At 51.2% G+C, this 21,226-nt stretch carries 17 protein-coding genes; 11 read left to right on the forward strand and 6 right to left on the reverse strand.

The features are described 5' to 3' along the window. Positions 1–6: 6 nt before the first annotated feature. Positions 7–1,995: an ATP-binding protein gene (locus BM185_RS13705; protein ID WP_218149452.1), complete on the reverse strand. Its 1,989-nt coding sequence runs from the start codon at positions 1,993–1,995 to the stop codon at positions 7–9. Between the two features lie 174 nt (positions 1,996–2,169). Here BM185_RS13705 and crcB point away from each other — a divergent pair, with 174 nt between their 5' ends. Beyond that, entirely contained in the window at positions 2,170–2,562 is a 393-nt protein-coding gene (crcB, locus tag BM185_RS13710) for a fluoride efflux transporter CrcB (protein WP_091964922.1), read from the forward strand. Between the two features lie 18 nt (positions 2,563–2,580). Here crcB and BM185_RS13715 read toward each other — a convergent pair whose 3' ends face one another. Beyond that, complete coding sequence (locus BM185_RS13715) at positions 2,581–3,612, reverse strand: sigma 54-interacting transcriptional regulator (protein ID WP_091964924.1); 1,032 nt, start codon at positions 3,610–3,612, stop codon at positions 2,581–2,583. 173 nt (positions 3,613–3,785) lie between these two features. On the opposite strand from BM185_RS13715, the gene BM185_RS13720 reads away from it, so the two are divergent. Further along, positions 3,786–4,151: a DUF4168 domain-containing protein gene (locus BM185_RS13720; RefSeq protein ID WP_091964926.1), complete on the forward strand. Its 366-nt coding sequence runs from the start codon at positions 3,786–3,788 to the stop codon at positions 4,149–4,151. A gap of 69 nt (positions 4,152–4,220) precedes the next feature. On the opposite strand, the gene BM185_RS13725 is transcribed toward BM185_RS13720, so the two are convergent. After that, a complete protein-coding gene (locus BM185_RS13725) occupies positions 4,221–6,392 on the reverse strand; it encodes a malate synthase G (RefSeq protein WP_091964928.1) in 2,172 nt (723 codons plus the stop codon). A 112-nt stretch (positions 6,393–6,504) separates the two neighbouring features. On the opposite strand from BM185_RS13725, the gene BM185_RS13730 reads away from it, so the two are divergent. After that, positions 6,505–7,539 carry an alpha/beta fold hydrolase gene (locus tag BM185_RS13730; RefSeq protein ID WP_143089523.1) on the forward strand — a complete coding sequence of 345 codons (1,035 nt, stop codon included), beginning with the start codon at positions 6,505–6,507 and terminating at the stop codon, positions 7,537–7,539. Positions 7,540–7,566: 27 nt separating this feature from the next. Then, entirely contained in the window at positions 7,567–7,746 is a 180-nt protein-coding gene (locus tag BM185_RS13735; protein WP_091964933.1) for an outer membrane protein assembly factor BamD, read from the forward strand. A 5-nt stretch (positions 7,747–7,751) separates the two neighbouring features. On the opposite strand, the gene BM185_RS13740 is transcribed toward BM185_RS13735, so the two are convergent. Then, complete coding sequence (locus BM185_RS13740) at positions 7,752–9,455, reverse strand: M48 family metallopeptidase (RefSeq protein WP_091964935.1); 1,704 nt, start codon at positions 9,453–9,455, stop codon at positions 7,752–7,754. 169 nt (positions 9,456–9,624) lie between these two features. After that, positions 9,625–10,857 (reverse strand): phosphoglycerate dehydrogenase, encoded by a 1,233-nt coding sequence (serA, locus tag BM185_RS13745; protein ID WP_091964937.1) that lies wholly within the window; start codon positions 10,855–10,857, stop codon positions 9,625–9,627. A 192-nt stretch (positions 10,858–11,049) separates the two neighbouring features. On the opposite strand from serA, the gene BM185_RS13750 reads away from it, so the two are divergent. The 4 genes from BM185_RS13750 (at position 11,050) to dxs (ending at position 15,622) form a co-directional block, all read left to right on the forward strand. Continuing rightward, on the forward strand, positions 11,050–12,444 hold the full coding sequence (locus BM185_RS13750) for an FAD-binding oxidoreductase (RefSeq protein ID WP_091964939.1): 1,395 nt from the start codon (positions 11,050–11,052) through the stop codon (positions 12,442–12,444). A gap of 147 nt (positions 12,445–12,591) precedes the next feature. Further along, the gene (locus tag BM185_RS13755) at positions 12,592–12,828 is read left to right on the forward strand and encodes an exodeoxyribonuclease VII small subunit (RefSeq protein ID WP_091964941.1); all 237 of its coding nucleotides are present in this window, start codon (positions 12,592–12,594) and stop codon (positions 12,826–12,828) included. Beyond that, positions 12,828–13,703, forward strand: coding sequence for a (2E,6E)-farnesyl diphosphate synthase (gene ispA, locus BM185_RS13760; protein ID WP_091964943.1), 876 nt, complete (start codon positions 12,828–12,830; stop codon positions 13,701–13,703). Before BM185_RS13755 ends, ispA begins: the two co-directional genes overlap by 1 nt. Positions 13,704–13,729: 26 nt before the next feature. Beyond that, entirely contained in the window at positions 13,730–15,622 is a 1,893-nt protein-coding gene (dxs, locus tag BM185_RS13765) for a 1-deoxy-D-xylulose-5-phosphate synthase (RefSeq protein ID WP_091964946.1), read from the forward strand. Here dxs and BM185_RS13770 read toward each other — a convergent pair. Continuing rightward, positions 15,608–16,441 (reverse strand): SDR family oxidoreductase, encoded by an 834-nt coding sequence (locus BM185_RS13770; RefSeq protein WP_091964948.1) that lies wholly within the window; start codon positions 16,439–16,441, stop codon positions 15,608–15,610. The two genes, dxs and BM185_RS13770, sit on opposite strands and share 15 nt — an antisense overlap. 130 nt (positions 16,442–16,571) lie before the next feature. Here BM185_RS13770 and BM185_RS13775 point away from each other — a divergent pair, with 130 nt between their 5' ends. From BM185_RS13775 to BM185_RS13785, 3 genes are all read left to right on the forward strand, one after another. After that, positions 16,572–17,477, forward strand: a complete 906-nt coding sequence (locus tag BM185_RS13775) for a hydrogen peroxide-inducible genes activator (RefSeq protein WP_091964950.1) — start codon at positions 16,572–16,574, stop codon at positions 17,475–17,477. A gap of 7 nt (positions 17,478–17,484) precedes the next feature. Further along, positions 17,485–19,584, forward strand: a complete 2,100-nt coding sequence (gene recG, locus BM185_RS13780; RefSeq protein WP_091965044.1) for an ATP-dependent DNA helicase RecG — start codon at positions 17,485–17,487, stop codon at positions 19,582–19,584. Between the two features lie 147 nt (positions 19,585–19,731). After that, positions 19,732–21,129 carry an HDOD domain-containing protein gene (locus BM185_RS13785; protein WP_091964952.1) on the forward strand — a complete coding sequence of 466 codons (1,398 nt, stop codon included), beginning with the start codon at positions 19,732–19,734 and terminating at the stop codon, positions 21,127–21,129. Positions 21,130–21,226: the final 97 nt, after the last annotated feature.

Below are 21,226 nucleotides of genomic sequence, written 5' to 3' on the forward strand. Positions count from 1 at the left end.
GTTCTTTTAATCAAGGTTTGTGGCCAGGGTAAAATGCATGCAGGTACCCTGGCCTTTACCCTCTGATTCCAGCCAGATTTCGCCACCATGGCGTTCGACGATCTTACGACAAATCGCCAGCCCTATGCCTGTTCCCTCATACTCTTGGCGGGTATGCAGGCGCTGAAAGACTTTGAATAAACGATCCTGCTGATCTTTTGCAATGCCGATGCCATTATCCTGAATGCTAACTTGCCAGTGTTGACCCTGCTTACTTGCCGTGAGAAGGACTTGAGGTTGTTGTCCAGGGGGCTGGTATTTCAGGGCGTTGTTAAGCAGGTTCTGAAAAAGGCGAACTATCTCGTTACGACTGGTAGGTAGTTGCTCTGGCCACTGGCCCTGGAACTCTATTTTGGCTTGAGACTCCTTGATTTGCGGCTGTAGATAGCTTAAAGCTTCTGCTGCTAGCTGGCGCAGGTTTTGTTCGCTGATTGGCTCACCCTTGCGGCCAACACGAGAGTATTCCAGAAGAGAAACCAGCATATTGTCCATACGCTGGGCACCCTCATTGATAAAAGTCATAAACTGGTTGGTTTCTTCATTAAGCTGTCCTGCTAACCGTTTGTTCAAAAGCTCCACATAGCTTCTAATCATTCTTAACGGCTGGCGAAGGTCGTGTGAAGCGACATAGGCAAATTGCTCCAATTCTTCATTTGACGCTTTCAGGGCTTCTGCTTGTTCCTGAAGCTGCTGTTCAGTTTGTTTTCTGTCTTCAATAATCTGGCTGGTACCGAGCACTCTTGTGGAGTGGCCTCGTTCATTCCAGGCAATTACTTGCCCCTTACCGAGAAGCCACAGCCAGGAACCTTGGCTGGTTCGGGAGCGATACTCAATTTCAAAAGGTTGGCATTCTTGAATTTTTCTGGAGGTTATCTCAATAACCCGGTCCAGGTCTTCAGGGTGAATGCTATCCAGCCAGGACTGTTTGGTGAGTTTGAATTCAGGTTGGGAATAACCTAACTGCTGCCACAGCTGTTGGTCCCAAGTCAATTCTCCGGTTAGTGGGTTTAAATCCCAAACACCTATATTGGCGGCTTCCTTGGCCAGGCGGTAACGTTCTTCGCTTTCCAGAAGTTGTTGCAGATTTTTGTGGCGTGAACGAATCAAGCCGGCCAGGCCAGCAAAAAGCAGGGTTGCTATCAAAAATGCCAAGCCCCAACGCAAGGCTTGTTTTTGTTGGTAGTCGTCAATCGCAGCCAGGGTAGGTTCAAGGTTTTCAGAAATAAAAACCACCAAGGGGGTAGTGCCAACCCGTCCATAAGCAATTTGCCGGGTGTGCCCATCAAAAGGTGAAGCGATTCTGGTTAGATGGCTTTGCGCTAATTCGCCCTGGTGGTCTGCGATAACAGGTGATTGCTGGGTAACGGCATCTTCAAACCAGGGCATGCGAAAGTAAATCTCCCCGGATTGATGAGCCAGCACGGTGGTATGACCATTGGCACTCACCAGACCACTCAGGTCCTCTGCCAACATCTTGAGGTCGATGGCCATAGCCAGCACATAGCTTAATTGGCCTTCGTCATCAGTAATCGCTTTACTAAGAGCTACGAAAGGAAACTGCTCGGGATGACGTGCTTGCAAGGGTGGAGAAAGATAAAACTGTCCAGATTCGGGGTTGTTCAAATGCCAGGTGAAGTATTCGCGATCACCCAGTGATGGGTTCTCACCAGGCCGACTGAAGGCCTCGGTTTCTCCTTCGTTATTGAGCAGAATAATCGCTAGAATTTCAGGGCTAGGATGCTTGCGAGCATAGAGTGCTTGAAGGAGCTGCTGGTTATCCAATCCAGGGTTTTCAATCAAATGGGTGATTGCCTGGAGCGCCCGCTGCATTTCATGGAGTTTTGCTTGTACCAGTGTTTTTTGCAGTTCTAGCAGTGCGGAGGTGTGCTCTTCGCTTTGCTGAAAGGCTGAGTCTCTAAAATTACTGACTGATGACTGATAACTGTTGAGTAGCATCAAACTTGCCAAAAGCCAGGAAGCGATCAGCAAAGGAATTAGCAACGGCGACAGTTTTTTGCCGGAAGTTGCTCTGAAATCAGGGCGCGAGTTTGACATAAGCCTATTGAACCACGAAGAATAACCTTTTGCCTGTGTTTTTTAAGGAATATAACTTACATCAGAGAATTATCTATGTCCTTACCTTTTGCGGCCTTGGCCGTTGCTTTTGGTGCTGGTGGAGGTGCATTGCTGCGCTGGTGGCTGGCCTTGAAACTCAATGCCGTCTGGGCAGGCATGCCTTTGGGCACTCTTATTGCCAACTTGGCGGGCGGCTATTTAATTGGTTTGGCCTTGGGCTTTTTTGCCCAGCATCCACAGCTGTCACCTGAATGGCGTCTTCTGCTGGTGACAGGGCTTTTGGGCGGACTGACAACCTTTTCAACCTTTTCTGCGGAAGTGGTTTATATGCTCCAGCAGGGCCGCTGGGGTTGGGCTTTTGCAACCAGCGCTCTGCATTTGCTGGGTAGTTTGGTCTTAACCTTTTTAGGTCTGCTCACTTATCAATGGTTGAAAGCACCAGTATGACGCTTTCAGTTAAAGTGGCTACTTGGCTTCATCCAACCAGCGATAAAGGGTTCTTCGCCCAATTCCGAGTAAAGCGGCTGCCCGGCGCTTATTGCCCTGGGTTTCATCTAGAACCAGCTGAACATAACGCTGTTGCAGCTCTTCCAGCGTAGGCAGTTTATTCCCCCGAAGTAGTTGGTTTTCGATTTGTAGGCTGCTGGGGCGTTCATCCTGCTGAGGGCTCAGCTGTTGCTGTCTTAGACGTTCGGGAAGGTGCCAAGCCTGGATATGCTTTCCATCACAGAAAGCTAGTGCAGCTTCCAAGAGGTTCTGCAGTTCACGAACATTACCTGGGTAATCATAGCGTTCTAGCAGCAGCTCGGCTTCTTTGCTAAAGCCTTCAACCTTGCTTTGCTGGTCTCTGGCCATCTCGGTCAATAATTGGCGGGCGAGGAGGAGTTTGTCGCTCCCTCTGTCTCTAAGCGGGGGAAGTTGTAAAGTGAAGGTTTCCAGGCGGTAGTAAAGGTCTTCACGAAATTCGCCCTTGGCAACCTTTTCTTTCAAGTCTCTGTGGGTTGCAGCCAAAATACGCACATCAACCTGCTCTTCGGTATCCATGCCAACGGGGCGGATATAGCCATCTTGCAGTGCTCTCAGTAACTTAGCCTGAAGCGCAAGGGGCATTTCCCCAATTTCATCCAGCAGCAAAGTGCCGCCATTGGCTTCAATAAACAGGCCTTTGCGTGCTTTATTGGCGCCTGTAAAAGCACCAGCGGTGTGACCAAAGAACTCACTTTCCAAAAGCTCCTGGGGGATGCCGGCACAGTTAACAGCCAGAAAGGGTGCCTGAGCCCGGTCGCTGGCAGTATGCAGATTGCGGGCAACCAATTCCTTGCCTGTACCCGTTTCACCAATAATCAGTACCGGCCCTTGCGCTTTGGCAATGACTTGCAAGTTTTCATAAAGTTTATGCATGACAGGGCTGCTGCCCAAGATGGTGACGGGAGATGCTGAGTTCGCGCTTTGCATGCAGGCCTCCGGCTTGCTTGTTTTATGGGGCACATGTGTCATATTGGCGCATTAGCTATTTTGTGCAAATGTCTCTGTTAACCGACATAAACTTTTTAGGATTAAATTAATTCAATAAAAACATTGAGTTATAATCTATTTTTAATTTTGGCATGGTCTTCGCTAGTAGTTGGGTGAGTGAATGAAGCCAAAATTGTTACTTGGAGGTTTTGAGAATGAAAAAATTGACCGCATTGTTTCTTGCCCTGTTTATGCTGACAGGCCTGAGTCTTCATGCCGTAGCTCAGCAGCAAAGCCAGCAGGGCATGCAGCAGCAGCAAATGGATATGGATTTTTCTGATGCTGATTTGGAAAAGTTTGTTGCTGTCCAGCCTGCTCTTGAAGAAATCCGTGAAGATTTTACGCAGCGCCTTGAAGCTGCTGACGAACAGGAAGCTGCTAACCAGCTGCAACAAGAAGCTGGCCAGCTGATGGTTGAAGCTGTTGAGCAAGAAGGTCTGGATGTTGATACCTACAACAACATTGCCATGGCCCTGCAGAGCAATGAAGAACTGCGTGACCGTGTTGAAGGCATGATGTAATTCAGCTTTCTTCAGCCGCAAAAAAAGCCGGGGCTAGTCCCCGGCTTTTTTATGTCTCGCGTTTGGCAATCAGGCTTGGTTGGCCTTCAGCTCCAAACGACGGCGGTGGAGGACAGGTTCTGTGTAGCCACTGGGCTGGGCACAGCCTTCCAATACCAATTCCAGGGCCGCCTGGAAAGCAACGGATTGCTCAAAATTGCCATGCATGGGCTGATAGGCTGGATCCCCAGCATTTTGTCCATCAACGACCTTAGCCATGCGTTGCAGGGTTTCAATCACCTGTTCTTTGCTGCAAATGCCATGGCGTAGCCAGTTGGCAATATGCTGGCTGGAGATCCGCAGGGTGGCACGGTCTTCCATCAGGCCGACATTGTTGATGTCGGGAACCTTAGAGCAGCCCACGCCTTGGTCGACCCAGCGAACTACATAACCCAGAATACCCTGGGCATTGTTGTCCAGTTCCTGCTGAATCTCTTCAGCGGACCAACTGGGGTTTTCGGCAACCGGAATGGTTAGGATGTCATCCAGGCTGGCGCGCTCACGTGATTTGAGTTTTTCCTGAACCTCAGCAACGTTGACCTGGTGGTAGTGCAGAGCGTGCAGGGCAGCCGCAGTAGGTGAGGGGACCCAGGCCGTGTTGGCACCTGATTTGGGGTGGCCGATTTTCTGCTTGAGCATTTCACCCATCAGATCCGGCATGGCCCACATGCCTTTACCTATTTGGGCACGGCCCTTGAGGCCACATTCCAGGCCGATATCCACATTCCACTGCTCATAGGCTTGAATCCAGGCAGAGGTCTTCATATCGCCCTTGCGAATCATAGGGCCTGCTTCCATAGAGGTGCGCATTTCATCACCGGTACGATCCAGGAAGCCGGTGTTGATGAAGACAACCCTTTCTTTGGCGGCACGGATACATTCTTTCAGGTTAACCGTGGTGCGGCGCTCTTCATCCATGATGCCCATTTTCAGAGTGAAGCGTTCCAGACCCAGCAGGTCTTCAACCTTGGCAAAGAGCTCATTGGAGAAGGCAACTTCTTCAGGGCCATGCATCTTGGGCTTGACGATATAAACGCTGCCCGTGCGGGAGTTACTCAGCTTACCCTTGCCCAGCAGGTCGTGCTTGGCCGCCAGGCTGGTAACGGCACAATCCAGAATACCTTCAGGAATTTCTGAGCCGTCTTTCAATAGAATGGCTGGGTTGGTCATCAGGTGACCAACGTTACGCACAAACATCAAGGAACGACCATGCAGACTAAGTTTCCCACCATCCGGTGTAGTGTATTCACGGTCAGGATTCATGGTGCGGGTAAAGGTTTTGCCACCCTTGCTGACGTCTTCAGCCAGATCACCTTTCATCAGGCCCAGCCAGTTACCGTACGCCAAAACCTTATCTTCAGCATCGACAGCAGCAACTGAGTCTTCGCAGTCCATGATGGCAGTCAGGGCGGCTTCCATCAGCAGGTCTTTAACGCCTGCTGCATCGGTTTGGCCGATATGGTGGTTGCGGTCAATTTGAATTTCAAAATGCAAACCATGATGCTGAAGGAGTACACCGCTAGGTGCAGAGGCTTCACCGGTAAAGCCTTGTAGTTGCGCGGGGTCTTTCAGGCTGGTTGTGCTACCGTCTTTCAGGCTGACTTGCAGCTGACCGTCGGCAACCACATAACCAGTGGCATTTTTATGGCTGTCTTTTGCCAGGGGTGCACTCTGGTCCAGGAAGTCACGTGCAAAGGCAATAACCTTTTCGCCACGAACCGGGTTATAGCCAGGGCCTTTTTGAGCGCCATCATCTTCTGGGAGGGCATCAGTGCCATAGAGAGCATCATAGAGGCTGCCCCAGCGCGCATTGGCTGCATTCAGAGCAAAGCGGGCATTGGTAATAGGCACAACCAGCTGAGGGCCAGCTTGTTCGGCGATTTCAGTATCGACCTTGCTGGTCGTTGCCTGGAAGCTATCGCCTTCAGGTTGCAGATAGCCTATTTCTTTCAGAAAATTCTTATAGGCTGCAAAATCAAATTGGCCTTGGTTTTCTTGATGCCAGGTATCAATTTTCTTTTGCAGCTCATCGCGCTTTTGCAAAAGCTCACGGTTGCGGGGAGCCAGCTCATGTACCAGCTTATCAAGACCTGCCCAGAAGGCTTCGCTTGTAACTCCACTACCGGGAATAGCTTGAGTGTTAATAAAATCGTAGAGTTCTTTGGCGACCTGCAAGTCACCTGCTTGAACGCGATCAGTCATGGAAAATCGCCTCTTCTTTTGGGGATTGATCATTTGCGTAACCTGAAGGAATTTGTTGTAAACTCCCCCCTAACAGGGTGAATTTTGTAGTAAATTTTCAGGAACTTACAAGTTGTTGAAGCAAGAAGATACAGGATTTTGTTATGAAATTCACCCGTCTTTAGGCGAACAGGAAGAGTCGATTATGCAGGCACCTGCTTTTAAAGTAAGTTTAAGGTTATGGCCCCATACTTTTCTTGAATCCAGTTGGACCCGTCAGCCAGAAAAAGACTATGCCGATTACCTCAGCTTCTATGGCATGGCTAGTGTTGACGACCCTTTGCTGGCACAAGTTCGAGCGGGCTGGGTGCTGGAAGGTGAGCAGAGAGTTTGGCTGCAAGGTTTTAAGCCACAGCTAGGCGATCAGCAGGCTGCCGCAGGCACTTTGCTGCATCTGCACGGCTACTATGATCACGGCGGCCTTTACCCCCACCTGCAGCGTTGGGCTTTGGCTCATGGGTTGCACTATCTGGCGGTTGATATGCCGGGCCACGGTTTATCCAGTGGCTCCAGGGCCAGTATTGATGACTTTGGAATTTACCAGCAGTTTCTTAGGCGCCTGGTAGACCTGTTGGAAAAAGAAAATTTGCCTCGACCCTGGATGCTTTCTGGATTTTCCACAGGGGGTGCCGTTGCCCTGGAACACTTACTCACTAACAATTGTTTTGACCGTATCGCCTTATTGGCACCCCTGGTGAGACCCTTTGGCTGGAAGGCAGCGAGAAAATGGCTGCCTTTGGCATCACTGTTTTTTAGCCATCTGCCGCGTAAGTTTCGCGCCAATTCTCATGATGCCAAGTTTTTGGAATTTATTCGTGATCAGGACCCTCTGCAGGCAAGGCGCTTGCCTCTGGCCTGGGTCAAGGCTTTGAACCGCTGGATTCCCTACATTGAAAAGGCACCTGCTGCTGGGGAAAAGGTGGTGATTATCCAGGGAGAAGCTGATACTACAGTGGATTGGCAATATAATTTGACGGTACTTCACCGCTTGGTGCCGACGGCCAAAACCTTCTTGATTAAGGATTGCGGTCATCACCTCTTGAACGAAGTATCTGAAAAGCGGCAAGAAACGCTGGACCGGCTGACACAAGGGTTGTTGAAGGATTGAGTTGAGCTTTCTTAAGAGGAAAATACCATGCTGAAATTGATAAAGTCTTGGGGTTTGTTGTTGTTAATTAGTCTGGTTGTTGCAGGCTGCTCGTCACCCATGAAAGATCTGCCCAAAGAAGACCCCCGCGCTCAACAAGAGCGCCAGGATCGTATGCAACGGGATCACCGGGAGGCCAGTGAGCGCCTGGACCGCCAAGTGCGTTGATCGGGTTACTTCTCTTTGGGTAGGAGTCTGGCCAGGCTACTGGCAGCCGGGTTGCCCTGCAAATGCAGATGCTCAACCAGACTTTTACCCGAAGTCAGCTGGACTCTGGCTGGATGGGCGCCACGCCGGATTAGCCTGATGACGGCTGAGTAGTTGTTTTCATTGAAGGCAGTGACCAGGAGTCTATCCAGCTCGGGTGCTGATTTGCGGGTAAACAGCCGGGTCGCAACAAAAAAGCGCAGTAAAAAGACCTTCTGCTGAATCCACGCCAGGGTTTTCTTGATCCAGCGAAGAGAAGCAAAAAAGAGTCGAATCAAAAAGAGTTCGGTCAGCAGGGTGCTGGCCAGGGGTAGCCATTTGAGTGCTGACTGGTCCAAGCTGATTTGCCAACCAGTCCACTGATTTAAGAGTGGTAAAAACTGCAGGTAGAGGTCAGTAATACCTGTTTGCAGGTTGTAATGAAAATGGATCAAAAAATCCCAGACCTGATAGCTCAGGCTCTGTACCAGGGGCCAGAGCAGGGTGCTTTCTTCGAGTAACCAGAACACTAGATACTGCAGGCTGTTGATCACCACTAGCCAGCTTTGAACAAGGAAGTTGATCGCTGTTTCAACGCCGGGAATAGCAATGAGCTGGCCCAGTAGAAATTGAAAGCTGGGGTCAAAGTAGCCAGCCGGAAGTACTTGGGCCAATTCACCCAGCCACCAAGCCAACAAACCCAACAAAGGAAACAGTAAAAGAGCGGTTATTCTGGCTGCAATACTGCCACTGATTAACTGATTACTGGATTTCTCACCACCGCGACGATGGATATACAGTAGCCGGGAAATACCATCTGGGTGACTGTCGAACATATTGCTTCTGGACTGAATGGGTAGACTGCTGAGTCCCAGGAAAATGGATGGCCAGCCTACTGCTTTGGCGGCTTGGCGATCACAGCGAAACTCAATGGCCCGACTGACGGCCGCATCCAGACGACGATAGAGGCTGCTGAGCAGATTGATCAAACCTGTTGTCAGGTTGTGGATCAAAGCCATGCCCCAGCGAATGAACAGGCCAATAATTAATAGAATGGGCAGGAAGGTCCAGAGGGTTTGGAAAACCTTGTTCCTGATCGACATATGTAAATTAAACTGTCTGGCCAAAGCCATGCGGTACTGGCCGCTTAGGAAATCCCAGTTGGTCAGGTGAGAAAGCTCGTGGGCAAGAATGCCTTTAACGGCGGCTATGCGCTGCTCAGGCGCATTTTTTTCGATCAGGGTTTTAACGAGGCCGCCATAGATCATCACCCCCTTATGCCTTAGATCTCGGAAAGCAATCGCATTGATTTCACCACTGGGGTTGTAAAAAACGCGTGCGCTTTTCTCGCCAGGAAACTGTTGTTTGACCTCTTCAAAAGCCTGGTGGAGCCAAGCCAGATTAGGGTGGTCTGCAGTGGCTTCTTCAATTTGTGGATCCTGAGTGATTTTACGATAGGTCAGGCCAAACACATTGTCAGCGATGACCTGTAGCAGGATGGAGCTGACATAGAGAAAAAGAGCCGTGTAAAGAAGACGCCATTGATCCCAGGGTAGATAGCCAGAGATATACAGCCAGTCCAGCAAATAAACCAGGGGTAGAAGGACGGGGGCGTAAATCAGCAGGGTAATGCTTACAAAAAAGAGGGTGCCAAGAATGACCTGAAAAGGAGCCGCGATAAGAGCCAGCATACTAACTTCCTGAAGAGAATTGTCTGTTAACCGGTTAAGTTATGGGAAGATAGCAGCTTTTGAAAAGTTGGGGTTGATAGAAAATGTAACTTTTCTGGGTGTTTTTGCAGTGGTAGATAAGGGTTTCAAAGACTGGGCACCTTCCCTGGTGCCAAGGAACCAAGAGGTTTTAAAAAAGCACGCGGCTACGTATGGTGCCTTTAACCTTTTTAAGCGCTTCGAGTGCCTGCTGGCTGTATTCCACATCAACATCCACCACTACATAGCCAACCTTGTCGTTGGTTTGCAGGTACTGGCTGGAGATATTGATACCATTTTCAGAAAGCACCCGGTTGATTTCCGAGAGGACGCCGGGGATATTCTCATGAATGTGCAGCAAGCGGTGTTTCCCGGGGTGGGAAGGAAGTGCCACTTCAGGGAAATTGACCGCAAAAGTAGTCGTCCCATTGTCGCTGTAACGAATCAGCTTTTCGGATACTTCCTTACCGATATTAGCTTGAGCTTCCAGCGTGGAACCACCGATGTGCGGAGTCAAAATGACATTGTTCAGGCCACGTAGGGGGCTGACAAACTCATCGTCGTTACCCCGAGGTTCTACCGGGAAAACATCAATGGCCGCACCGGCCAGGTGTCCAGACTGAAGAACATCGGCCAGGTCTTCAATAACCACGACGCTTCCACGCGATGCATTGATCAAATGAGCACCGGCTTTCATTTTGCGTAGTTGCTCACCGGCAATCATCCACTTGGTGGATTCCAATTCAGGGACGTGCAGGGTGACGATATCCGACATGCCCAGCAGCTCATCCAGAGTTTCAACTTGGCGGGCATTGCCTAAAGGCAACTTGGCGACTACATCATAGTAGTAGACTTCCATGCCCAGGCCTTCCGCAAGTACGGACAGCTGAGAGCCGATATTGCCATAGCCCACAATACCCAGCTTTTTACCGCGCAGCTCATAGCTGCCTTCGGCTGACTTGATCCAGCCGCCTTTGTGACATTCGGCGCTCTTGTGAGGAATGCCTCGCATCAGCATGATCATTTCACCCAATACCAGCTCAGCAACTGAACGGGTATTGGAATAGGGCGCATTAAAGACAGGGATGCCGCGAATCAGTCCCGAATAGAGCTCGACCTGATTGGTGCCTATGCAAAAACAGCCGACAGCAACCAGTTTTTTGGCTGCTGCAAAAACCTCTTCAGTCAGTTGGGTGCGTGAGCGGATGCCAATAAAGTGAGCATCTTCAACGGCCTTGAGCAGTTCGGCTTCAGGAAGGGACTTGGGGTGGTATTCAATATTGGTGTAGCCATTGGCCTTGAAATTGTCCACAGCGGTCTGGTGAACGCCTTCAAGTAACAGGATCTTAATCTTGCCTTTATCCAGTGAAGTGGTTTTAGCCATGAAGCAGGTTTCCGTGATGGAGGGTCTGTTGGAAAAAGTTCGTCTGGGCAAGCCAGCTTAAAGGAAGCTATGTTAACATATCATGCTGCATATTAAGCCTGAATCTGACTGAAAATGGCTGAAGTTTAACCTGCAAGCCATTCATTTTTGTTTGGCCTCCAGCCTCAAGTCAGGCAGTTAGTGGAGATAAGAATGACCCCTGAGCAAATCAAGCAAGCAATTGAAGACCTGATAGGTACAGACCGGGTTCGCCTGGATGGTGAAGCCCTGGATATTTATGGTCGGGACTGGACCAAAATCCATACGCCCAGACCACGAGCGATTGCTTTTCCACGCTCTACGGAAGATGTTCAGGCGATTGTTCGCTTTGCCCGCGAAAATAAGATTGCGCTGGTTCCCTCCGGTGGACGGACTGGCTTATCGGCGGGTGCGGTAGCAGCCAATGATGAACTGGTTGTGGTCATGGATTACATGAACAAGGTTATTGACTTCAACCCAGTTGATCGCAGTGTCACGGTTCAGGCAGGCATGATTACCGAGCAATTGCAGAAATTTGCCGAAGACCAGGGGCTTTACTACCCAGTTGACTTTGCCTCGGCAGGCTCCAGTCAGATTGGCGGTAATATTTCCACCAATGCCGGCGGCATCAAGGTGATCAAGTATGGCATGACCCGTGACTGGGTGCTGGGCTTGAAAGTAGTGACCGGTGCGGGTGACGTTCTGGAGCTGAACAAGGGGTTGATCAAGAACAATACCGGCTATGACCTTCGCCACCTGTTTATTGGCGCTGAAGGCACTCTGGGAATTATTACCGAAGCAACCATCAAACTGACCCGGCCTCCCAAGAACCTGACCGTTATGGTTCTGGGTACACCGACCATGCAGGATGTTATGCAGGTACTCAAAGCCTTCCAGAGTCAGGTTGATTTAACGGCCTTTGAATTCTTCTCCAATAATGCTTTGGATAAGGTCGTGGCTCATCACCAGCTGCAACGCCCTTTTGACAGTGTCACTGACTACTATGCCCTGCTGGAGTTTGAAGCTGAAACAGAAGAAGTCATGGACAGAGCCATGCAGGTTTTTGAACACTGTATGGAAGAAGGCTGGGTGGAAGACGGCTCGATCAGTCAAAGTGAAGCCCAGGCGCAAAGCCTATGGAGCCTGCGCGAATTTATTTCGGAGACCATCAGCCATGAAACGCCCTATAAAAATGACCTTTCAGTGCTGGTTTCCAAGGTGCCGGAATTCCTGAAAGAAGTGGATGATTTTGTCGCAGAAACCTATCCAGGCTTTGAGATTGTCTGGTTCGGACATATCGGTGATGGCAATCTGCACCTGAATATCCTTAAACCCAAGGATATGGAAAAGGATGCTTTCTTTGAGAAATGCCATCACGTCAGTGACAAGGTTTTTGCGATCACCCAAAGATATGCCGGAAGCGTGTCTGCTGAACATGGCGTGGGCCTGGTCAAAAAAGATTTCCTGCATTTCAGCCGTAGCCCTGAAGAGTTGGCTTATATGAAAGCGATCATGCAGGTTTTTGATCCTGGCAACATCATGAATCCGGGCAAAATGTTTGATGCATGATGGTTAAGCAGGCTAGGTCAGGGTGTCTGTCTGGTCAGGACGTATGAATACGTCCCTGTAAACTCTGACTGCAACTTCCTGTTGCAGACAGCCTGACAAGACAACCCCCCCGACCTGCTGATAACAAGGCTTAGTTAAGGCGAGAAAATGGCAAACGAGCAGGATTTTGAACAGCAGTTAAAACAGCTGGAAGAGCTGGTCACCCGCATGGAGTCAGGGGAGCTGTCCTTGGAGGCTTCCTTACAGGCTTTTGAACAGGGTGTTCAGCTGACTCGCAATTGCCAGCAGCTACTTAACCAAGCTGAGCAACGTGTCAGTCGGCTCCAAGAAAGTCAGGGGCAGGTCAGTTTTGAGCCCTTGACCAACGGAGGTCAGACCGACTGATGCAGGCCTTGAATCAACTCGCAAGTCAGGGGCGTGAAAGGGTAGATAGTCAGCTACTGAAGCTTCTGGAAACTCACCAAGGTCCAGAGCCTCAACTGCAGGAAGCTCTGGCTTACAGTCTTCTCAATGGCGGCAAGCGCCTGAGGCCGCTTTTGGTCTATGCTACGGGCCGCGCTCTAGGTGCCTCCTGGGAAGCCTGCGATGCTCCGGCAATGGCTGTAGAGCTTATCCATGCCTACTCTTTGGTGCATGATGACCTGCCCGCCATGGATGATGATGACCTTCGCAGAGGGCGCCCGACCTGCCATAAAGCCTTTGATGAGGCCACCGCCATTCTGGTGGGTGATGCCCTGCAAACTCTGGCCTTTCAAGTCTTGGCAACCAGTGACCAGCCTGCTGCCCTGGCCAGTATTCAAACCCTGGCTCAGGCTAGTGGCGCACAGGGCATGGTTGGTGGCCAGATGTTGGATTTACAGGCGGAAGGACAACAACTAACCTTGAAGCAGCTGGAACGCCTGCACAGCCATAAAACGGGTGCATTAATCCGTGCCGCAGTTCGCTTGGGTGGTCTGGCCGGACAGGCTGACACTGCTGTTTTGGCCTGCCTGGATGCCTATGCTGATGCGCTGGGCCTGGCCTTCCAGGTTCAGGATGACCTTTTGGATGTCACCGGCGATACGGCCAAGCTGGGCAAAAATACCGGCGCAGATGTACTGCATCAAAAAGCAACCTATCCTGGTTTGTTGGGGTTAGAAGCTGCTGAGCAGAAAGCCAGGGATCTGGTGGATCTGGCCAAATCCAGTCTGGCAAGCCTGCCCGGGGACTGGACAAGTTTATTGCAGCTGGCTGATTGGTGTATTCAGCGTGATCATTAATTTTATCTTTATTTGAGCCTTCGTCCATGTTTGATGCCTTGCCTGCTGAGCGTCCATCTACGCCCCTACTGGATCAGATCGCTTGTCCGGCTGATTTGAAAAAACTGTCTGAACGTCAACTGCTTAGCCTGTCCAGGGAAGTGCGTGCTTGGCTACTGTGGAGCGTCAGTCAAACCGGTGGTCACTTTGGTGCCGGTTTGGGGGTTGTGGAGCTGAGTGTAGCCCTGCATGCGGTTTATGATACACCTGATGACCGGATCATCTGGGATGTTGGCCATCAAGCTTATCCGCACAAGATTCTGACCGGTCGTAAGGAAGAGCTGCTTACTATTCGTCAAAAAGGTGGCCTGGCGGCCTTCCCCAAGCGTGCTGAATCTGAATATGATGCCTTTGGCGTCGGTCACTCCAGTACCTCAATCAGTGCAGCCTTGGGTATGGCGATAGCGGCTAAAACCCAGGGCAGTAAACGCCGTAGTGTTGCTGTGATTGGTGATGGTGCTCTGACCGCGGGTATGGCTTTTGAGGCTTTAACACATGCTGGGCATGTGCAGCCCAATCTGCTGGTCATTCTCAATGACAATGAAATGTCGATTTCTGAGAATGTCGGCGGTATGGCCACCTATTTATCCCGTCTGCTGGTTAGTGAGCCCTATCATCACCTGCGGGAAAATAGCCGTAAACTCCTGTCCAAACTACCTCTGGCCTGGGAGCTGGCGCGTAAAACGGAAGAACAAGTCAAGTCCCTGGTGACACCGGGCACCCTGTTTGAAGAGCTGGGATTTAATTACCTGGGTCCGATAGATGGCCATGACCTGCCTGAACTTCTGGCGACTCTGAAAAAGCTCAAGCACTTATCCGGCCCCCAGTTTCTGCACTTGGTCACTAAAAAAGGCAAGGGCTTTATTCCCGCGGAAGCTGATCCTATTGGCTACCATGCGTTAACCAAGCTGGAAAAGCCGGTTAAGCCTTTGCAAACACCGCCACCTGCTACCACTAAAAAGAAACCCAAGTATTCCAATGTCTTTGGGCAGTGGCTCTGTGATATGGCTGCTCAAGATGAACGCTTGCTGGGTATCACCCCGGCTATGCGTGAAGGGTCGGACCTGGTCAAATTTTCCCGCCAGTACCCTGAACGCTACTTTGATGTTGCCATTGCCGAGCAGCATGCAGTGACCTTGGCGGCAGGGATGGCTTGCGAAGGCATGAAGCCCGTCGTTGCCATCTATTCAACCTTTTTGCAGCGTGCTTATGATCAGTTGATCCATGATGTGGCTGTACAAAAACTGGATGTGCTCTTTGCCATCGACCGTGCCGGAGTGGTGGGTGAAGATGGCCCAACCCATCATGGCACTCTGGATATCTCCTATCTGCGCTGTGTGCCGGAAATGCTGGTAATGGCTCCGGCAGATGAAAATGAGTGCCGCCAGATGCTGACAACCGGTTACCAGTATCCGGGTCCAGCAGCGGTTCGCTATCCACGCGGAACCGGCCCCGGCGTTGAGATTACTCAGGATTTGCAGTCCCTGCCTGTGGGTAAGGCTGAGGTTCGGCGTCAGGGTAAAAAGCTGGCATTATTGGCCCTGGGTAGCCTGGTTCCCACCGCTGAAAAGCTGGCGGAAACTCTGGATGCGACCTTGGTGAACCTGCGTTTTGTAAAACCCCTGGATGAAGCCTTGTTGCTGGAAATGGCCGCCAAGCACGAGCTACTGGTAACGCTGGAAGAAAATGCCGTAATGGGGGGTGTCGGCAGTGCCATCAATGAGCTTTATGCTGCTCACAACCTACAGCCCAACCTGCTCAACCTGGGGATTCCTGACCGCTGGGTTGACCAGGGAACCCCGGCCGAGCTGCTGGAAGATTGTGGCCTGGATGAGCAGAGTCTGCTGGCCCAAATTGAAAAGCGCTTAAGCCTTCTTTAATAAGGGCGCATAACCTTCCCGATAACTGGGGTAGCGGAAATTGAATCCGGTTGCTTTAAGACGTTGGCTATTGATGCGCTTATTGCCGCCGCGGGAGGGTAGCTCCTCGCCTGGCTGGGGCAAAACTCCCAGCTGATGAGCAAGCCAGTGAGTAACCTCTTGCAGTGGGGCCGGTTCGCAATCACTGATTAAATAGGTATCTTCCAGGGGCTGGTGGGCCGCATCCTGCTGAATCAGATGGACCAATGCCCGGGCACCATCTTCAATATGAATACGATTAGAGTATTTTAAGGGCTGCTCAGCTGGAAACCGGCCTTCTTTAACCATGCGAAGCAAACGCTCACGACCCGGCCCATAGATGCCGGAAAAACGCAGGATACTGACCGGCCAGGGCGCTTGATAGAGCGCTTCTTCGCCCTGCAGAAGCAGTTGTCCGGAAAAACTCTCAGGACGTGTTTCACTGGTTTCATCCACTTCCTCGCCATCCTTCTGAGCATAAACGCCCGTTGAAGAAACAAAGAAAATTCTTTTCGGTGAGACTTTTTGTCGCTTCAAGCTATTGATCATCTGCTCAACGCCTTCCAAATAAGCCAGACGATAGGCTTCAGGAGAAAACTCATCGGCAGATAAACAGTAAACGAGATAGTCCACTTGAGGCAGTGGTGGAGCCTCTTCAGGTAACGTCCAGGCCAGGGGTTGAATGCCTTGGGGCAATTTATCGAGTGAGCGCCTGGCGCCCCAAACCTGAAAGTTTTCAGCCAATAAGAGTTCACCTACCCGGCTTCCCAAATCGCCACACCCCAGCAGCAAACAATGCATAAAGACTCCCATAGCTATAAAAGATCAAAATCTATTCGCTTGATAATTCAAGTTTATGATGCATACTTTTACCTAACCTAATGAACCCATACTGGAAGCTTGCGCAGTCCATAGAGGAAGTTGAAGAATCATGACCCTGACAGAACTAAAATACATAGTGACTCTGGCACAGGAAAAGCATTTCGGACATGCTGCCGAACGTTGTTTTGTCAGCCAGCCTACGCTCAGTGTAGCGGTTAAGAAACTTGAAGACGAGTTGGGCGTGGCTCTGTTTGAGCGGAGTAAAAGCGCTGTGCAGCTCACTCCAACCGGCGAAAAAATAGTCGCTCAAGCGCGCAAGGTGCTGGAGCAGGCTTCAGCAATCAAAGAAATGGCACAGCTGGGCAAGAACCAGTTGACCTCTCCCTTGCGAGTGGGGGCCATTTACACCATAGGCCCTTACTTGTTTCCTCATCTGGTACCTGCACTGCACGAGCAGGCGCCAGACATGCCTTTATATATTGAAGAGAACTTCACTGCGGTACTCAGGCGTAAGTTGCGGGCCGGCGAGCTGGATGCCATTATTATTGCCTTGCCCTTTACCGAGACGGATGTGGTAACCCGTACGCTCTACGAAGAACCCTTTGAAGTTCTAATGCCCCACAATCATCCCTGGGCAGAAAAGGCCGCCATTCCCATCAATGATTTGCCAAAAGAAAAGCTCTTGATGCTGGGTGAAGGCCATTGCTTTCGAGATCAGGTAATTGAAGCCTGTCCGGCTTTGGAAGCCAACTTTAAGAGTCCAGAACAAACGCTCATTGCTGAAGGCGGCTCCCTGGAAACTATTCGTCATATGGTGGCTTCAGGTCTGGGAATTACCGTTTTGCCACGCTCAGCGGTGGGTACTCATCAGTATGCGCCTGATGTGCTGGTGACGCGTCCTTTTGAAAAGCCAGTACCTTCACGTACCGTGGCTTTAGCCTGGCGCACCAGTTTTCCAAGACCCAAAGCCATAGAGGCCTTGGTTCAGGCTGTAGGCCAGTTCAAGAAGATCTGAGGTGCTTGTGAAACCGCTACAGGAAGTGCCGGTGACTGAGCTTCAAGGCGTGGGGCCTGCCCTTGCAGAAAAACTAAACCGTTTGGGGCTGTTCAGCCTCCAGGATTTACTCTTCCACCTGCCACTGCGCTATGAAGATCGAACCCAGATTAGTGCACTGGGACAACTGCGGGTCGGCAGCACCGCAGTTGTCGAAGGTGAAGTGATTAGCTGTGAAGTAAGCCAGGGACGCAGGCGCAGCCTTTTAGCTCGTATCCGGGATGGCAGTGGCTTGCTAAGCCTGCGTTTTTTTCATTTTTCTGCGTCCATGAAAAGTCAATTGCAGCCAGGCAAGCGGGTGCGTTGCTATGGCGAAGCCCGGCCTGGAGCGACGGGTCTGGAAATCTACCACCCTGAATTTCGTGTTTTGCGTGATGACCAGCCGCCACCCGCTTTAGAACAGCTGCTGACCCCCGTCTATCCGGTAACAGAGGGCCTGCAGCAAAAACGGTTGCGCCAATTGATCACTGCCGCCTTGCAGCAGATGCAAGAACAGCCCCTGGATGAACTCTTACCCCAGCATCTACTTCAGGCCAGCCAGTTTGCATTCCTGGCCGACTGGTCACTGGCTGCTGCCATCCACTACCTGCATCACCCGCCTGCAGATGCTGATTTGATGACTCTGTCTGAAGGCTTGCATCCGGCGCAAAGACGTTTGGCTCTGGAAGAGCTCTTGGCTCAGCAACTGGGCATGCTGGCTTTACGTCAAAAGGTTCGTGAGGAGGCCGCTCACCCACTCAGAGTGGAAAGCTCAACGCTGGAAATACGCTTGCTGGAGCAGTTGCCTTTTCAGTTAACTGGAGCACAGCGCCGGGTGGTTAGTGAAGTCAGTCAGGATTTGGGGCTTGCTCACCCTATGTTGCGCCTGGTCCAGGGTGATGTCGGCTCCGGCAAAACCCTGGTGGCTGCCCTGGCTTGCCTGAAGGCCCTGGCCAGCCACTGTCAGGCAGCGATTATGGCACCTACAGAGCTGCTGGCTGAACAGCACTATCAGAACCTGAAAACCTGGCTGGAACCTCTGGGTATTCGGGTGGAATGGTTAACTGGAAAGCTGAAGGGCAAACTGCGTGAAGCCCTGCTCAAAGACCTGGCTAGTGGTGCCATCCAGCTTTTAGTGGGTACTCATGCGCTTTTTCAGGAAGAAGTGGCCTTTGCCAAGCTGGCCTTGGTAGTGATTGATGAACAACACCGCTTTGGTGTTCATCAGCGTCTGGCTTTGAGGGATAAAGGTAAGTCAGGAGATTACCTGCCGCATCAGTTGGTCATGACGGCAACCCCTATCCCTCGCACCCTGGCTATGAGTGCTTACGCTGACCTGGATGTTTCTGTCATTGATGAGTTGCCACCTGGCCGTCAACCGGTGAAAACCCTGGTGTTGCCTGATTCACGCAGACCCGAGGTGATTGCGCGGGTGCGTTCGGCCTGCGAGGAGGGGCGCCAAGCCTACTGGGTTTGCACCCTGATTGAAGAATCTGAAGTGCTGGAATGTCAGGCTGCAGAAGTGACTTGGCAGGAGTTGCAGGTCGCCCTGCCAGACTTGAATATCGCCTTGGTGCATGGGCGCATGAAGCCTGCCGAAAAAGCGGACGTCATGGCCGCTTTTAAAGCCGGAAGCTATCAGTTACTGGTGGCGACCACGGTGATCGAGGTCGGCGTGGATGTTCCCAATGCCAGTCTGATGATTATTGATAATGCGGAACGCTTGGGTCTGGCCCAGCTACATCAATTGCGTGGTCGGGTCGGGCGGGGCTCTACCGCCAGCTACTGTACCCTGATTTATCATCCGCCACTTTCTCAGCAGGGGCGTGAGCGTTTGCAGGCGATGCGCTCAACCAATGATGGCTTTGCGATAGCGCAGAAAGACCTGGAAATTCGCGGGCCGGGTGAGCTGTTAGGAACTCGCCAAACCGGTGAGGTTCAACTGCGTTTGGCCAGCCTTAAACGGGATGCCCACTTGCTGGAAGGCCTGAAACCTCTTGCCATTCAACTGCAGCGGGAAAGCCCAGAGCAGGCTAAGTTGCTATTAAAACGCTGGCGAGGAAACAGTCTGCATTTTGCCCAGGTTTGATTTGAGTCGGGCGGGTTACTGCTTTTGTCGTGAATTGCTTTGACTTGCCTCGACTTTCCTCTTTGCAAGGCTTAACCTAGTGAATAGGAGACCCATCTTTTATTTCGGATCTTTACTTTCGTTACTGATCCCGACGAGGAGCCATTCATGAGTCAGGGGGCTATGAGTATAAAGCCACATTATTCGGTCACTGATTTAAATACCGGTGACCTTGAACAACGTAAGGTCGCACGCAGCCATGCAGGCCCCAACCAGTTGCTGCGAAGTACACTCTTGCAAGCCGTTGATGGATTTAATCTGCAAGCCGCCTACCCAGCCAACTGCTTGCTAGACCTGCAAAAATTAAATGCAGGCGGAACGGATTGGCGGGCCCGCTCCCCAGATTATCGGCAAAGCCTGCTGCGTGATTTAAAACTCGAATCTCTGCCTGCTTTACCCGGTATCTTATCGATTCCCCTGTGTGTTGATTTGAGTCATTTGGAAACCGACTGGGTGTTTGTGGAATCGGGTGATCCAGAGTTTTTGCTGCGCTTTACCCGGGATGAGTATGTCGCTTTAATTCATCAGGCCGAGGCCGGAGAAGAGAGCTTTTCTGTGCCTCTGGTTGATGCTCGCCCCAACCTGGACTTTCCACAAAGGGATGAGCGTGAAATTCGTGTTGCTGTCGAGGCTATCACTCAGCAGCGCGTGCGTGCCCGCCTGACAGAGTCCATTGAAATAGCACCCTTGCCGTTAAGTTCTCAGCGCTTGTTAAAGCTGCAAACCAAAGAAGATGTGAGTGGAACTGAGTTGGCCCAGGTGATCGAAATGGACCCCAGCCTTGCCTCTCAGGTTATTAGTTGGGCCAATTCACCCTACTATGGTGCTCCGGGCAGTATTCGCTCCATTCAGGATGCAGTAATTCGTGTGTTAGGTTTTGACCTGACCATGAACCTGGCGACCGGTTTGGCTGTATCCCGTCAGATACGTCTGCCTAAGGATGGCGTCCACGGGCATACCCACTTCTGGCGTGATGCCCTCAAGCGTGCGCTGATGGTTGAAAAGCTGGTCAAAAAAATCCAGCCTTTGGCCCGGCCTTATGCGGGTATGGCCTATCTGGCTGGGCTGTTGCATAACTTTGGCTATCTGGTTCTGGCTGAAGTTTTCCCGCCTTACTTTTCGCTTTACTGCCGTTACCAGGAAGCCAATCCCCACGTACCCCCCATGTATCTGGAGCGCTTCCTGTTTGGTATCACCCGGGAACAGATTGCCAGCTATCTGTTCACCACCTGGGGGCTGCCCAATGAAATGTGCATTGCTATTCGTCAGCAGCACAATCCTCATTACAATGGCCCTCACTTTAAATACGCCAACCTGCTTTATTTGGCGCATCAATATACCCATCCCCAGTGGGAACAAAACCTGCCCAGAATCCTGCCAGCTGTCTATGACCGCTTACAGCTGACTCCGGAGGCTGCTTTTGAAGCTCGCCAGGAGTTGGATGAACTGCCTAGTGAGACTCTGGAAGATTTTGTACGCATGCTGGAATCCAACCCCAAGCGCTAAGCACTCAAAACGTCAGCTTCACGCCCTCTTCTTGTCGTCGTTTGGCAACGTTGGGGCGTGATCCATGGCTGAACGATAATGACAGGATAAAGATCCA

Origin of the sequence: Marinospirillum celere (genome assembly GCF_900112235.1) — a bacterium.
GTDB classification, from domain to species: Bacteria; Pseudomonadota; Gammaproteobacteria; order Pseudomonadales; family Halomonadaceae; genus Marinospirillum; species Marinospirillum celere.

Bases quoted from the DNA above. Each gene is read 5' to 3' on its own strand.
- BM185_RS13785 (WP_091964952.1), top strand. From the start codon at position 19,732: ATGAGTCAGGGGGCTATGAGTATAAAGCCACATTATTCGGTCACTGAT.
- crcB (WP_091964922.1), top strand. From the start codon at position 2,170: ATGTCCTTACCTTTTGCGGCCTTGGCCGTTGCTTTTGGTGCTGGTGGA.
- dxs (WP_091964946.1), top strand. From the start codon at position 13,730: ATGTTTGATGCCTTGCCTGCTGAGCGTCCATCTACGCCCCTACTGGAT.
- BM185_RS13735 (WP_091964933.1), top strand. From the start codon at position 7,567: ATGCTGAAATTGATAAAGTCTTGGGGTTTGTTGTTGTTAATTAGTCTG.
- BM185_RS13740 (WP_091964935.1), bottom strand. From the start codon at position 9,455: ATGCTGGCTCTTATCGCGGCTCCTTTTCAGGTCATTCTTGGCACCCTC.
- BM185_RS13725 (WP_091964928.1), bottom strand. From the start codon at position 6,392: ATGACTGATCGCGTTCAAGCAGGTGACTTGCAGGTCGCCAAAGAACTC.
- BM185_RS13705 (WP_218149452.1), bottom strand. From the start codon at position 1,995: ATGCTACTCAACAGTTATCAGTCATCAGTCAGTAATTTTAGAGACTCA.
- BM185_RS13720 (WP_091964926.1), top strand. From the start codon at position 3,786: ATGAAAAAATTGACCGCATTGTTTCTTGCCCTGTTTATGCTGACAGGC.
- BM185_RS13755 (WP_091964941.1), top strand. From the start codon at position 12,592: ATGGCAAACGAGCAGGATTTTGAACAGCAGTTAAAACAGCTGGAAGAG.
- BM185_RS13775 (WP_091964950.1), top strand. From the start codon at position 16,572: ATGACCCTGACAGAACTAAAATACATAGTGACTCTGGCACAGGAAAAG.
- serA (WP_091964937.1), bottom strand. From the start codon at position 10,857: ATGGCTAAAACCACTTCACTGGATAAAGGCAAGATTAAGATCCTGTTA.
- BM185_RS13750 (WP_091964939.1), top strand. From the start codon at position 11,050: ATGACCCCTGAGCAAATCAAGCAAGCAATTGAAGACCTGATAGGTACA.
- ispA (WP_091964943.1), top strand. From the start codon at position 12,828: ATGCAGGCCTTGAATCAACTCGCAAGTCAGGGGCGTGAAAGGGTAGAT.
- BM185_RS13770 (WP_091964948.1), bottom strand. From the start codon at position 16,441: ATGCATTGTTTGCTGCTGGGGTGTGGCGATTTGGGAAGCCGGGTAGGT.
- BM185_RS13715 (WP_091964924.1), bottom strand. From the start codon at position 3,612: ATGACACATGTGCCCCATAAAACAAGCAAGCCGGAGGCCTGCATGCAA.